Origin of the sequence: Galbibacter marinus (assembly GCF_000300875.1) — a bacterium.
GTDB classification, from domain to species: Bacteria; Bacteroidota; Bacteroidia; order Flavobacteriales; family Flavobacteriaceae; genus Galbibacter; species Galbibacter marinus.
This window is the reverse complement of record NZ_AMSG01000019.1, coordinates 25,979-39,210: the sequence shown is the minus strand read 5'-3', so window position 1 is coordinate 39,210 and position 13,232 is coordinate 25,979. Positions and strand designations below refer to the sequence as shown.

Genomic DNA, 13,232 nt, shown 5'->3' with positions numbered 1-13,232 from the left:
CTAACAATGTACCTAATATTTTAAAACTCATAATCAAATTTTGAAGTAGAATACGGCATGTCTTCAATGGCCCTTTCTAACATTTTATTTGTCAACACAACAGCGCCGTATTGTATCTTTTCCCGTGCCCATTTTGTATTTCGAACTACATTTTCTAAAATATAAAGGGCTCTACCTAATCTCAAAGCTTCCCAACCTTGATATCTAGTTCCGCTTATTTCTGTGGCTTCAATAATAAAGGTGGCCTCTGAAATTAATGCCATAGTACGATTTCTTTGTGGGAAATTCGATTTTAAAATAGGATGATTGGTCTCGAACTGGGAGATGGCCAAATGGTTTGCCTTAATAATTTTAAATAGATCTTTGTTTGATTTTGGGTAAACTACATCTAATGAAGTCCCAAGAACCGCAATTGTACGACCATTTATAATAGCGGTGTGATGCGCAATAGTATCGACGCCCTCGGCTCCAAAATCTTTTGCACGATTATCAAGTTCAAAAGTGAATAAATTAATGGCCGTTTTTGACTGTCCATAAGCGGAAAGCGAATCATAATCTCTTTTTTCAAAATTTGGATCTTCAAAATCAAAAGGAGCAAATTGGTGGCCTTGAGAGGAGATATTTAGAACTCTAGCATTTCCTGCCGCTTTTAAAGCGCTCCATAAATTTGCTGTCAACTGAAATACCGCTAAGTAATTTGTTGCTAATTGCGATTCTATACCGCGATCATTTCGTCGAAGAGGAACGAACATAATTCCGGCATTATTAATAAGTAAATCTAAAGGCCGTTTGGAATCCAAAAACTTTTGTGTAAAGTTGTTAATGGAATTAGCATCCATCAAATCCAATTGTTCTATTTCAACATTGGGTCTATTTTGAAGATTATTCTTGGCTTTATCAATGTTGCGCACCCCAGCAACGACAGTTGCCCCAGCATTTGATAATGTTTTTAATGTTTCTAATCCTATGCCTGTGCTCGCGCCAGTAACAATGGCAATCTTCCCTTTCAAGTCAATTCCATTGATCACATCATTAGCTGTTGAGCTAGCACCAAAACCTGATCCTAGAGGTTTTTGTAATAATCCGTTGTTATTGTTTTGTATCATATCTGTTTTATTTATAATTAAATTTCTTTCTAATGCACTTTGATTTATTACCTCATTAGGCTGATGTTAGTCATCCCTCCATCTGACAAAATCTCTGTGCCCACAACAAATTGAGAATCATCAGAGGCTAAAAATACTGCCGCATTTCCGATGTCTGAAGGCTGACCAGCCCGTCCAACTGGGATGATGTCTACCCATGTTTGAAGTACGTCATTCACTGACTCTGCAGGAATCATTTTATCAAATGCTGGGGTTCTAATGGTGCCAGGGGAAAGTACATTGACCCGAATATTTCTGGAAAGTAAGTCAAGCGAAATTCCCTTTGCCATCGAAATAACGGCAGCTTTAGCAGCACCATATACGGTCATTCCTGGAGCTGCACGGTGTGCTGCACTAGATCCAATAAGTATAATCGATGCACCGTCTTTTAGATAGGGTAGAGAGGCTTTTACTGTAAAGTATGCACCCTTTAAATTTAAATCCATGTATTTGTCATAATGCTCTTCAGTAATATCAGTAATGGTTTCCATAGGAACTCCGTCTACTACACCTCCAGCATTAACAACTAGTACATCGATTTTTCCGAATTTCTCGGAAGTTGTTTTGAAAATACGATCTAAATCATCTTTTCTAGTGATATCACCCTCCAAGGCTATAAAGTTTGGATTAAGTGTTTCCAAGGAACTTTTTAAGGTTTCTTTATTCCTTCCAGTTATGGCACCGATCGCTCCCTCATCACTAAAAGAGGAAGCAATACCATATCCTATTCCGCTATTACCACCAGTAATAACAGCTACTTTGTCTTTAAGTTTACTCATTCTGTAATGGATTAAATTGTTAAATATAAATTGCTCCTACAAGCCAAAAATCCCACCAGTTACCGATAGCTTCTGTCCATTGATCCAATTAGCATCATCAGAGGCTAAAAAGACTGCTACTTTTGCGATATCTTCTGGTTGTCCAGTTCGGCCAAGAGGTGTTTTATTAATCATGTCTTTTTCTACCTCACTACCAATGAAGCCTGCATTTCTTGATCCCACGGTGTCTACAACACCGGGTAAAAGTGAATTGATGCGGATATTCCTACCAGTGAGTTCCTTTGATAAGGAAACGGTAACGGCATCTAGGGCTGCTTTGCTTGCAGAATATATGGATCCTGTTGGAAGCGGCAATTTGGAAGCCTCAGAGCTAATGTTTATTATGTTACCCCCTTTTGTTCCAAAAAACTGAACTGCTTTTTGAATGCTCAAAATTGAGCCCAAAACGTTGATGTTAAATTGTTTGTGGAAAGATTCTTCCGTTAATTCATCTATTGGAAGGTACTGAAAAACCCCGGCATTGTTTACCAGTATATCCAAGGTTCCATACGCATTTTCTGTTTCTCGAAATATACGATCTACATCTGTCTGTTTAGAAACATCGCCTTTAACCGCAATGGCTGTTCCACCATCATTTATTATTGTATTTACAACCTTTTGCGCGTCACTATTACTTGAAGCGTAGTTAACTACAACCATAGCACCTTCTTTAGCAAAATGGATTGCAATTGAAGCTCCTATTCCTTTCGAAGCCCCTGTCACTAGTGCTACTTTATCTTTTAATTTATTCATGGTTTACGATTTAAAATTGATTTCTGGTACAAATGTATATTAGAATGGTTATTTTAAGTAACTTTGTACCTATTAATAACTGTAACATTGGTGTAACTAGGTAACATTATGGAGTGTAAAAGAGAGAATTTCGAACAAGAATATAAGCGTGAAATGATGGCAGTACAGGATTCTATGGACGTGCTTAATGGGAAATGGAAAATCTCCATTATATCCTCTATTTGCTATTATAACAAAAGGAGGTTCTCGGATATCTCCAAAGATGTTGTTGGGATTTCAAATAGAATGTTGAGTAAAGAATTAAAGGAATTGGAATTTAATCAGCTCATCAAACGAACTGTGTTGGAGACCCAACCCATTACAGTACAATACGAGCTCACGGATCATGGACGCTCCCTGCAGACGATTATTAAAAATCTTACTGCTTGGGGCGTGGAACACCGTAAGAAAATTATTGGTAATTGATCTAGAAAATCATGGAGAGACTCAGAAAACACATTGAAGAAATACTTCCACTAAGTGATGAAGAATTTTTATTAATTACAACTCACTTTACTAAGAAGCGCTTTAAAAAAGGGGATTATCTAGTGCGAATAGGAGAAACTGTGCCACAAATGTTTTTTGTAGTTAGTGGGCTTTTGAAACTCTTTTATACGGATGAATCTGGAAAAGATCACATTCTTTCTTTTCCAAGAGAGGATTGGTGGGAAACCGATTATTTAGCTTTTAATACCATGGCCAGAGCCAAAATCAATTTACAGTGTCTTGAAGCTTCAGAAATTTTATGTATAACCCTTAAGGATTATCAAAACCTCTGCAACAAATTACCGAAACTCGAACATTTCTTTTTAGAAAAGGCAACCGCTGGTCATATTGCCTCACAGCAGCGTATCTTATCCTTGCTTAGTTCTTCCACGGAGAGTCGGTATGAACATCTTTTACGGCGATACCCTTCACTTTTGCAAAGAGTTTCTAAAACACTATTAGCTTCTTATCTTGGAGTCTCGAGAGAAACATTAAGTAGGTTGTCTTCGTAGTTTAGTCTTTACTTTTTGTGATCTACATCACAGGTGACAGTTACTACATTTTGCGAAATTTGTTGTCTTAATAAGTAAAGATTATATACATGGAAAAGAGAGTAGTGAATCCCTGGAAATGGCAAGATCAGCGCAGCTATAATCAAGCAGTTGAAGTTAAAAATGCTGAAGGTACGTTATATGTCTCAGGTCAAACAGCAATTGACGATCACGGAGTATCTAGTACAGCTGATATGAAAACACAGTTAGAACTTGCTATCAAAAATTTAGAAAAAGTAATTGATAGCGCGGGCTATGAGAGTAAAAATATTGTTCGACTAAATATCTACACTACTGCAACGGCAGAACTTTGGCCTCATTTTGACATTGTTCAGAGCTGGATCGAAGAGCATAAAATGCAACAATCTCTAACCCTTATGGAGGTGGTGAGTTTGTTTGAAACTTTAAAAGTGGAGTTGGAAGCAACAGTTGTTAAGTAATAGAGGCTTCAAAACTAATATGTAGATACAGGGGGCAAAAGGCCCCCTTGTTTTACTAATATAAGAACGTTTAAAACCGCAATACAACATTTGTTTACCGATCGTTTGGTAAATTACTTAAAGTTTCATACATTTGCCCTATGAGACCACAAAAAGCGTTAGACAAAGAGGTTATTAATGGGTTAACAGAAGTATTTTGTTCCAAAGGATATGAAGGTGCAAGTCTTCAAGATCTTGCCGCAGCTTCTGGCTTAAAGAAAGCCAGCTTGTATCATCGTTTCCCTGACGGGAAAAAAGAAATGGCTGATGCTGTGTTTTTACATTTGCATGATTTTATTCAGCAAAATGTTTTTGATGTCTTACAGGATGATAATTTAAAACCCGAGGTACGTTTACAAATTGCTCTAGATAATATTGCCGTGTTATACGATGGAGGGAAACGAACATGTATTTTAAGAGCGTTATCCATGGAAGCAGGAATTGATTTGTTTGGTAAACAAATTCAGGATGGAATGAAGCAGTGGATCGAGAGATTTGAGCGAATTGGGGTGGAACTCAATCTATCAACTGAAGTAGCTAATGACTATGCTTTACAAACACTCATTGATATCCAAGGAAGTCTTGTGTTAACAAGAGGAATTGGGAACACTAATATTTTTGATAGAACTTTAAAAAATATTTCCAAAAGGTACTTGGAGTAAAAAAAATTACCTAAGTAATTTATCGAACGGTCGGTAATAAAACTTTTAATTTTTACATCATGCGAAACACTAAGTTTAAACAAGATAATGTAGATGGGGTTACCATCGCTTATCGTGAAGCAGGAAACGAAGAAAATCCGACAATTGTACTTTTACATGGGTATCCGTCTTCTTCACACCAATACAGAAAGGTATTAGATCAATTGTCTGATTCTTACCACTTAATTGCGCCAGATTATCCTGGATTTGGTTTGAGTGATTTTCCTGATCCGAGTAGTTATCAATACACCTTCGATAATATAGCAAAAACAATTGATGCTTTCTTGGACAAACGTGGGATCAAATCATATGCTATTATGATGCAAGATTATGGTGCTCCTATAGGATTTAGACTTGCAACGGCTCATCCTGAGCGTATTACTGCAATTATTACTCAGAATGGGAACGCTTACCTTGAAGGAATTGGAGAAGTTTGGAAAGGGATAAAAGCTATGTGGGCTGATCGGAATCCTGAAACAGAAGCACCTTTGTTACCAGCATTTACACTTGATGGATTAAAATGGGATTATACGCACGGAACCAAAGATCATCAAAAAATTAATCCAGACTCTTGGCATTTAGATTATCTGCGAATGCAGCGTCCTAATGCTCATAAGGTAAATTTGGATTTATGGTATGACTATCAAAATAACTTAAAACTATACCCAAAGTGGCAGCAGTATTTAAGAGACTATCAACCGCCAGTTTTAGTTGTTTGGGGTAAAAATGATGAGTACTTTCCAAAGAGCGGTGCTGAGGCCTTTAAAAAAGATGTCAAAAACCTTGATTATAATCTTTATGACACTGGACACTTTGCTTTAGAGGATCATGGCGACCAAATCATTGGTAAGATAAGGGAATTTATGAGTAGACTTGACTACTAAATTATTGCTTAACCTTAGGGATTATCCTGAAAATTAGATTAATGAGCAGCTTTTTAAATGGTAAAGGGCTGCTTTTTTGGCTATTATTGATAAGGGTTAATTTATTAATAAGTTAAGTGGTCTCTCCCAACCTTTATATTGGTTAGGCTAATTAGAGTATAACAGTGAATTTTTTCCTTTATTATTTTTAAACCAAAGCGTAAATTACCCTTATTCTGTTACAAATATTTGGGAATATTACCCTTATCTTGTGACATGAAATGAAAATATTACCCTTATTTTGTTACAATTATTTTGAAATATTACCCTTATTTTGTGACATGAACTTCAAATAATTTTTTAAATTTGAAATAAATCAGTGACAAAGATGAATTTCGAAAGGCATATAACAAGTCATTTAGAGGACTGGAAAGCTAGAGAGCACAGGAAACCACTAATATTGCGAGGGGCAAGACAGGTCGGTAAAACCACTCTTGTGAAAACTTTTTCCAAAGGGTATGATTTTTTTATTCATCTAAATCTAGAAAAGCCCTCAGATAAATCACTTTTTGAAGCTTATGATGATGTACATTCTATAGTAGAATCTTTATTTCTTCTAAACAGGATTGGCGTTGATAATCAGAAAAATACACTGCTTTTTATAGATGAAATTCAAGAACTTCCAAAAGCAATTCATTTTTTGCGATATTTCTTGGAAGAGGTTCCAGATCTTCATGTTATAGCAGCTGGATCTTTACTTGAATTTGCAATGAAAGATGTGGAAAGCTTCCCAGTTGGTAGAGTTGAGTTTCTATATTTACATCCACTAAATTTTGCTGAATATCTCCAAGCAATTGGTCATGGTGCCATTTTAGAACAATTAGTCAAAATACCTGTAAGTCCTGTTGCGCATAACTTAGCACTGAGTCTATTCCATAGGTATGCAATTATTGGGGGAATGCCTGAAGTAGTAAAGAGAGATATCAAGGATAATAGTTTAGCCAGTCTTCCTCGCGTGTATGAGAGTATTTGGGGCAGCTATAAGGAAGATGTGGAAAAATATGCTTCTTATCCAAGTCAGCGGAATATTATTCGTCATATTATGGATGCTGCTCCACTTTATATGGATCAAAGAATTAAGTTTCAGAGCTTTGGTAATTCTAATTATAAGTCTAGGGAGGTAGGTGAAGCCATGCGTAATTTAAATGCTGCTAAAATAATACAGCTTATTTATCCTACCACAGATATGGTGCCACCCATCAAACCCGATCTTAAAAAGTCCCCAAGATTACAATTCTTAGATACTGGCTTAGTAAATCACACTTTAGGGATACAAGCACAACTACTTAGTATGAATGATTTAAGTAATGCATTCAAAGGAGCAATGATACCGCATATTATTATACAAGAATTACTGTCATTAAATACAATCGCAAATATTAAACCTTATTTCTGGGTTAGAGAAAAGCTTCAAGCATCATCAGAAGTTGATATTGTATTCCCTTATGGAGATAAAGTTATTCCTATTGAAGTGAAATCTGGTTCAACAGGGACTCTAAGATCATTACATTTTTTTATGGATGGAGTAGAACACCCTTATGCTGTTAGAATTTACGCTGGTGAGTTTAAAATAGAAAATTTGGAGACTCTTAATGGTAAGCCGTTTCTTCTGATGAATCTTCCCTACTATTTAGGTACTCAAATCCCCAAGTACTTAGACTATTTTCTGAATAATTACACCGCGGATTAATACAATTCAATGCAGGAATTGATGCCATCTTCTACAACTTTCTTAAATTCGTATGAAAAATTATGAAGTCCATCAAATTATAACACTTTTTAAAGCTTGGATATTTTAATTTTGAACTATGAGCAGTTCAAAACATTTTAGTTTAAAAAACCTTCTTATTTTTTTCTTGTCAACCTTGACTTACGCCCTGTGTCAAATGCTATTTAGTAGCATCCTATTGAAGGAAAATGTGTGGAGTAATTTAGATGTTCAAATACTTGCACATTACCTTGTGGTCATTACCTTATGTATGGCGGATTTTCGATTGGTGATGTTTCTCAATAAACACCTCCCCTTTGCAAAAAACATATTCTTAAGAGTCTTTGCTGAACTTATTGGACTTGTACTAATCTGTTTAGTGCTGTTGTGGGTTTTTAATTTTATGATATATGATGTGCTTCTAGTCCCTGAAACAGGCTTACCATCATTTCTTATAAAATTTGCATTCTTTATGATCACCAACATTCCCATACTATTGGTATTTGAACTGATATACTATTTTCAGTCAGAACAAAAAGCAATAGCAGATTCAGAAAAAGCCAAACGCGAAGTTTTGTCATTTCAACATGACACCCTTAGGGCGCAAATGAATCCACATTTTTTATTCAATTCACTAAATGTTCTTTCTTCGCTGATCTATCTGAATCCCGAAAACGCTAATAAATTTACCAAAGCACTTTCTAAAACCTATCGTTATGTGTTGTCTTTAAACAGACAGCCACTTGTAACCGTGGAGCAGGAGTTAGACGCCTTGGATTCCTATCTTTTCATGATGAAAATGCGATTTGAAAATTCATTTATCCTAGAACTACATAAGACTCCAGAGCTAGAGCAAAATAAAATAATCCCATTAACCCTACAATTACTCATAGAAAATGTCTTTAAACATAATATTGCAACAGAGGAATTTCCACTTCATATAACTATCGATAACGGAGAGAAATACCTGACGGTTGAAAATAATATTCAACGCTCCAATAGCGTTGAAAGGGGAGGGATTGGTTTAAAATACTTGAGTAAACAATACGAATTGTACTCCAGAACAGTTAAGGTTGAACAAACAAATGAAACCTTCAAAGTAAGAATCACCTATATTTAAATTATGGAATACTTAATTGTAGAAGATGAGCGATTTGCTTATGAAGAGCTTAAGCGAATGATGACAGCTTTACGACCTAATTATGTATTAGTAAAACGAACTTTATCCGTTACAGGAACAATAGAATTCCTAAAATCAAATACCGTCGATTTAATTTTGATGGATATTCGCCTAGCAGATGGAAGCTGTTTCGATGTATTCAACCATGTTGAGGTAGTGACTCCCGTAATATTTACCACTGCCTATGACGAACATGCCATTAAAGCTTTCAAGCTTAATAGTATAGATTACTTGCTTAAACCTTTTGACGAAAAAGAGTTGGAAGGAGCGCTCGTGAAGTTTGAGAACTTTCATCAAAACCCTAAAAAGTCTACATTGGTTCCTCACATTTTGGAGCAGTTAGTGCCCAATAAAACCAAAAACAGGTTTTTAATTTCAAAAGGTGACTATTACCATTATGTAGAAACAAAAGACATTGCCCACTTTTATAGCGAGCAGGGAGTGGTGTTTTTACATACCTTTCAAAACAAGCGCTACATTGTAAATTATACTTTGGATCAGTTAGAACCCCAACTAGATCCACAGAGCTTTTTAAGGGTGTCTCGTAACTGTATTGCACAGCTAAAAGCGATTGAAAATATTGCCAGACATTTCAACAGTCGGTTAAAGCTTAGCTTTTCTCCAATATGTCCACACGAAGTACTAGTGAGTCGAGTACGAGTTCCTGACTTTTTAAAATGGATCGACGGTAGTATAGAGTAAAAAAACACCTGGTAAGGGAAAATTATTGCTAACAAACGATCGGACTTAATAATTCAGGTTCTTTCTTTTAAATTCCATCAAGGAAATTCTAAACTCCATAGTTTGCCGATTTTCAATGTCTTGTATTAATTATTTTTTTGTGTTGAATTACAATCAAACATAAAATCAGATCACAAGACAGATGAGAACCATATCAATAATAATGTTAGCAAACCTCACCTTATTAATAGGGGTAAAAGTTCAAGCACAAGAACTCTCTTTACGTACGGAGTACATTGGAAATTCTGGTTACTACTATTTACCTCCAGGCGAAAAGCCAAAAGAAAAAATTGGAAATGCAGAAGGCTCAGCCATAATTTACAAAGGTGCGCTAAAAATACCTTTAGCCAAAAGAGTAGATCAATATAATCGTCCTCAGCTCTGGGGGATGGGACTTGGTGCTGCCTATGCTAAATTTAATAATGATCATTTTACCCAAGAAATGGTATCGGAGATTATGAATCTCGAACTAGGCTTCTATCACGCACGTTCTCTTAGTGAAAAATGGTCACTTAAGGCAAGTTTAGGAATGGGCTTATTTATGCCTACCACCGATTTTTCTGGCCTTAATTTTAGGCATATACTTTTTAGTGGTGGAGTTGTTTTAATAAGGCATTTAAATTCAAATTTGGATTTGGGAGGGGGAATAGCTATTAATAGTTCTTTAGGGTACCCCATGGTATTCCCAACGTTTTACCTCCGCTGGGATTTTCGAGGGAAATATGATGTGAACATTGAATTGGTTGAAGGTCTAGACGCTTCTATTGGGTATGAATTCACAGATAGGTTTACCCTAGCTTATGCATTTGAAATGAACGGTCAAGTTGCTCTGTTAAAACGCGGTGGAGAAGATTTGATATTTTCCCACCAATATATCGTTACAGGATTTCGACCGGAGATAGAAATTAGAGAATCTCGATTTTCTATTATGGGTATGGCTGGGTTAAACTTATATCGTCCAGCTTCTTTTAGTGAGAGAAGCCTAAAAGGAGTGTTTGCTTCAGATAATGATTATTACTTCTCTGTGTCGCCATATGTTTCGATTGGTCTAAAAATGAAGTTTTAATAGGTTGTTATTTAGGTAATTAAAAAAAATAGAAAGAATAATTTAAATGCAATGTCACACTTTTGAGAAATTATAGTAACTTTGTCCATATCTATGATGGACACAAAAACAAGAATAATAGAATCAGCTATTGAGATCTTTGGTGAGGATCTATCTGCTCCCTTGCAAAAAGTGGCGGATAATGCTGATATCACTCGACGAACATTGCATCGCTATTTTGCGGATCGCAATGAGCTTGTGGCTGTATGTAGACAGGAGATAGAATCCAGTTGTAAGAAAGCCATGCTCACGGCTATACAAAGTAGTAATGAGCCACTGGTTCAGTTGGAGTCCATGCTTTATGCTGGAATAGATTGTGGTTCAAAATATGCATTATTTAAAAGGCTTCATCAAGGTGAAGACCATTATCATAACCCGGAGAACAAAAATTGTGCGGATTATGATGCTATTTTTAAAGCCTTTCACAAGATCATTATCCAATTGCAAAAACAGGGTAAAGTAAATTCTGAGATGTCATCACAATGGATTCAGGTGTTGCATAGGGGTATTGTGGAGAGTACTGTTCATGCTAAAGCTCATACCACAAAAAGTGAAGAGGAAATAAAAAAACTTGCTTGGGCGTCTTATATAAAGGCGATTAGTCCATAAAAAAATTTCTAACAATATGTCACAGTTTTGAGACAAAAATAATTTAAACAATGAAATCTAATTACGAAGTAATTATTGTTGGCGGAAGCTACGCAGGCCTATCAGCAGCCTTGGCACTAGGTCGATCCTTAAGAGAAGTTTTAATTGTTGACAGTAGTTTACCATGCAATCGGCAGACCCCGCATTCTCATAATTTTATAACTCAAGATGGTGTACCTCCAGCTGAAATAGCCGCAATTGCTAAAGAACAAGTACTCCAGTATAAGAGTGTTGATTATATAACCGACCTTGCGGTTACTTCCAAAAAAAGCCAAGGAGGTTTTGAGGTAAAAACAGAATCCGATAAAATCTTCTGGGCAAAGAAGGTTATTTTTGCAACAGGACTTAAAGATGAAATTCCCCCGATAAGTGGATTTGCTGAATGCTGGGGGATTTCATTAATACATTGCCCGTATTGCCATGGTTACGAGTTTAGAAATAACAAAACAGGAATTATTGCCAATGGCGACCGTGCTTTTCATTTGGCTTCACTTGTTGGTAACCTTACTTCTCAATTGTATATTCTGACCAATGGTAGAGCCGACTTCACATCCGAACAACTTAAGAAACTCGATCAAAACCATATCAACATAATTGAATCAGAAATTTCACAGGTTAAACATCATAATGGGCACCTGCAAAAGGTAGTTTTTAAAAATCAAGAAATGATGGGATTTGATGCTCTTTATGCTGGATTCCCCTTTAGTCAACATTCGGGGTTACCGGAAGCACTAGGTTGTGAACTCACCCAACATGGGCATATTAAGGTTGATGAATTTCAAAAAACCACTGTTGAAGGTATTTATGCCTGTGGTGACAATTCAAATATGATGCGATCTGTAGCAAACTCAGTAGCTAGTGGAAATCTTGCTGGTGCTATGGTTAATGCAGAATTAACCAAGGAACAATTTTAATAGTAATTAGACTAAAAGCAGTACCGATGTATGGTCAGACACAGGTTATACAAAAAAATGTTATAAAACTGAAAGTTTGAGTGAATTTTGGGAACAAAGCTTTAAGGACAACCAAAAGATGTGGGGTGAAGATCCCGCTGAGGTTACAATGGAAGTTAAATCTCTTTTTCAAAAAAACAATATCAAAAGTGTTCTTATTCCAGGTTTTGGATATGGAAGAAATGCCAAAACATTTATAAATAGTAATTTTAGTGTCACGGGTATAGAGATATCGAAAACAGCAATTGAAATTGCCGAGCACTCTATTGATGGAAGTTATTACCTTCATCATGGATCTATTACGGAAATGCCTTTTGATTCAGGAGTATACCAAGGAATCTACTGCTACGCCTTACTTCATTTATTAAGCGCCGCAGAGAGAAACAAATTTATTAACGATTGTTTCAATCAACTTGAAGTTGATGGAATCATGGTATTTGTGACCCTTTCCACAAAGGATCACCGATTTGGAAAAGGGGAGGAGATTGATAAAAACACTTTTTTAACAAATCATGGAATCTCTTTATTCTTTTTCGATTTAGATGCCATTGAAAGGGAATTTAGTGATTATGGGCTCTATGAAGCCGTTGAAATAGATGAACCAACCATATATACAGGTGGCAAACCATCACAGAAATTTTGGAGAATTAGCTGTAGGAAGGTCAAACTAATGTAAATAAATAATCCATGGATTAGCTTTATTTTTCAAATTGATTCTAGAACAGAAATCCTAAAAAAAGGCTTTAGTACAAATTACTACTAGGGAGACACTTTTTTGGTAAAGAAGTGGCCTTCGGTCCTTTACTTCAACGGGTTTTAAATAAAGCTTTTTTAGACGAGTCAAAGCGTTCCAATTGTTTTTATTAGCTTCTATTTCATGAAAATTTCGTTCGTTTTTCGTCATCAATCAGCATTAGTTTTTAGGTAATGAGACCAGCTTAGTTTAAATTCAACAGATGCGGTCCGCTGAATTGTTTTCTCGGTTTTAACAGACACTGTCTG

General features: G+C 36.0%; 15 protein-coding genes. 12 read left to right on the top strand and 3 right to left on the bottom strand.

Going from position 1 to position 13,232, the window contains the following annotated elements:
* Positions 1–20: 20 nt before the first annotated feature.
* Genes I215_RS16300 through I215_RS11925 form a run of 3 tightly spaced genes read right to left on the bottom strand, consistent with a single transcriptional unit; the run spans position 21 to position 2,716 of the window.
* Complete coding sequence (locus I215_RS16300) at positions 21–1,106, bottom strand: SDR family NAD(P)-dependent oxidoreductase (RefSeq protein WP_008992227.1); 1,086 nt, start codon at positions 1,104–1,106, stop codon at positions 21–23.
* A gap of 47 nt (positions 1,107–1,153) precedes the next feature.
* Positions 1,154–1,924: an SDR family NAD(P)-dependent oxidoreductase gene (locus I215_RS11930; protein ID WP_008992226.1), complete on the bottom strand. Its 771-nt coding sequence runs from the start codon at positions 1,922–1,924 to the stop codon at positions 1,154–1,156.
* A gap of 36 nt (positions 1,925–1,960) precedes the next feature.
* Entirely contained in the window at positions 1,961–2,716 is a 756-nt protein-coding gene (locus I215_RS11925) for an SDR family NAD(P)-dependent oxidoreductase (protein ID WP_008992225.1), read from the bottom strand.
* 108 nt (positions 2,717–2,824) lie between these two features.
* On the opposite strand from I215_RS11925, the gene I215_RS11920 reads away from it, so the two are divergent.
* The 12 genes from I215_RS11920 to I215_RS11865 all read left to right on the top strand — a co-directional run bounded on the left by I215_RS11920 (position 2,825) and on the right by I215_RS11865 (position 12,906).
* Complete coding sequence (locus I215_RS11920; RefSeq protein ID WP_008992224.1) at positions 2,825–3,181, top strand: winged helix-turn-helix transcriptional regulator; 357 nt, start codon at positions 2,825–2,827, stop codon at positions 3,179–3,181.
* An 11-nt stretch (positions 3,182–3,192) separates the two neighbouring features.
* Positions 3,193–3,753, top strand: a complete 561-nt coding sequence (locus I215_RS11915) for a Crp/Fnr family transcriptional regulator (RefSeq protein WP_008992223.1) — start codon at positions 3,193–3,195, stop codon at positions 3,751–3,753.
* Between the two features lie 89 nt (positions 3,754–3,842).
* Positions 3,843–4,232, top strand: coding sequence for a RidA family protein (locus I215_RS11910; RefSeq protein WP_008992222.1), 390 nt, complete (start codon positions 3,843–3,845; stop codon positions 4,230–4,232).
* A gap of 140 nt (positions 4,233–4,372) precedes the next feature.
* Positions 4,373–4,933: a TetR/AcrR family transcriptional regulator gene (locus tag I215_RS11905; RefSeq protein WP_008992221.1), complete on the top strand. Its 561-nt coding sequence runs from the start codon at positions 4,373–4,375 to the stop codon at positions 4,931–4,933.
* 59 nt (positions 4,934–4,992) lie between these two features.
* A complete protein-coding gene (locus tag I215_RS11900) occupies positions 4,993–5,856 on the top strand; it encodes an alpha/beta fold hydrolase (RefSeq protein WP_008992220.1) in 864 nt (287 codons plus the stop codon).
* A 367-nt stretch (positions 5,857–6,223) separates the two neighbouring features.
* Positions 6,224–7,585: an ATP-binding protein gene (locus I215_RS11895; RefSeq protein ID WP_008992219.1), complete on the top strand. Its 1,362-nt coding sequence runs from the start codon at positions 6,224–6,226 to the stop codon at positions 7,583–7,585.
* 196 nt (positions 7,586–7,781) lie between these two features.
* Complete coding sequence (locus tag I215_RS11890) at positions 7,782–8,723, top strand: sensor histidine kinase (protein ID WP_202802604.1); 942 nt, start codon at positions 7,782–7,784, stop codon at positions 8,721–8,723.
* A gap of 3 nt (positions 8,724–8,726) precedes the next feature.
* Positions 8,727–9,485: a LytR/AlgR family response regulator transcription factor gene (locus tag I215_RS11885; protein ID WP_008992217.1), complete on the top strand. Its 759-nt coding sequence runs from the start codon at positions 8,727–8,729 to the stop codon at positions 9,483–9,485.
* 181 nt (positions 9,486–9,666) lie between these two features.
* A complete protein-coding gene (locus I215_RS11880; protein WP_040460333.1) occupies positions 9,667–10,590 on the top strand; it encodes a DUF6268 family outer membrane beta-barrel protein in 924 nt (307 codons plus the stop codon).
* A 93-nt stretch (positions 10,591–10,683) separates the two neighbouring features.
* Positions 10,684–11,238: a TetR/AcrR family transcriptional regulator gene (locus tag I215_RS11875; protein ID WP_008992215.1), complete on the top strand. Its 555-nt coding sequence runs from the start codon at positions 10,684–10,686 to the stop codon at positions 11,236–11,238.
* Between the two features lie 50 nt (positions 11,239–11,288).
* Positions 11,289–12,191: an NAD(P)/FAD-dependent oxidoreductase gene (locus tag I215_RS11870; RefSeq protein WP_008992214.1), complete on the top strand. Its 903-nt coding sequence runs from the start codon at positions 11,289–11,291 to the stop codon at positions 12,189–12,191.
* A 76-nt stretch (positions 12,192–12,267) separates the two neighbouring features.
* The gene (locus tag I215_RS11865) at positions 12,268–12,906 is read left to right on the top strand and encodes a class I SAM-dependent methyltransferase (protein ID WP_008992213.1); all 639 of its coding nucleotides are present in this window, start codon (positions 12,268–12,270) and stop codon (positions 12,904–12,906) included.
* Positions 12,907–13,232 lie beyond the last annotated feature (326 nt).

Excerpts from the sequence above, each read along its gene's own strand:
- I215_RS16300 (WP_008992227.1), bottom strand. The coding sequence starts at position 1,106 with ATGATACAAAACAATAACAACGGATTATTACAAAAACCTCTAGGATCA.
- I215_RS11930 (WP_008992226.1), bottom strand. The coding sequence starts at position 1,924 with ATGAGTAAACTTAAAGACAAAGTAGCTGTTATTACTGGTGGTAATAGC.
- I215_RS11925 (WP_008992225.1), bottom strand. The coding sequence starts at position 2,716 with ATGAATAAATTAAAAGATAAAGTAGCACTAGTGACAGGGGCTTCGAAA.
- I215_RS11920 (WP_008992224.1), top strand. The coding sequence starts at position 2,825 with ATGGAGTGTAAAAGAGAGAATTTCGAACAAGAATATAAGCGTGAAATG.
- I215_RS11915 (WP_008992223.1), top strand. The coding sequence starts at position 3,193 with ATGGAGAGACTCAGAAAACACATTGAAGAAATACTTCCACTAAGTGAT.
- I215_RS11910 (WP_008992222.1), top strand. The coding sequence starts at position 3,843 with ATGGAAAAGAGAGTAGTGAATCCCTGGAAATGGCAAGATCAGCGCAGC.
- I215_RS11905 (WP_008992221.1), top strand. The coding sequence starts at position 4,373 with ATGAGACCACAAAAAGCGTTAGACAAAGAGGTTATTAATGGGTTAACA.
- I215_RS11900 (WP_008992220.1), top strand. The coding sequence starts at position 4,993 with ATGCGAAACACTAAGTTTAAACAAGATAATGTAGATGGGGTTACCATC.
- I215_RS11895 (WP_008992219.1), top strand. The coding sequence starts at position 6,224 with ATGAATTTCGAAAGGCATATAACAAGTCATTTAGAGGACTGGAAAGCT.
- I215_RS11890 (WP_202802604.1), top strand. The coding sequence starts at position 7,782 with ATGCTATTTAGTAGCATCCTATTGAAGGAAAATGTGTGGAGTAATTTA.
- I215_RS11885 (WP_008992217.1), top strand. The coding sequence starts at position 8,727 with ATGGAATACTTAATTGTAGAAGATGAGCGATTTGCTTATGAAGAGCTT.
- I215_RS11880 (WP_040460333.1), top strand. The coding sequence starts at position 9,667 with ATGAGAACCATATCAATAATAATGTTAGCAAACCTCACCTTATTAATA.
- I215_RS11875 (WP_008992215.1), top strand. The coding sequence starts at position 10,684 with ATGATGGACACAAAAACAAGAATAATAGAATCAGCTATTGAGATCTTT.
- I215_RS11870 (WP_008992214.1), top strand. The coding sequence starts at position 11,289 with ATGAAATCTAATTACGAAGTAATTATTGTTGGCGGAAGCTACGCAGGC.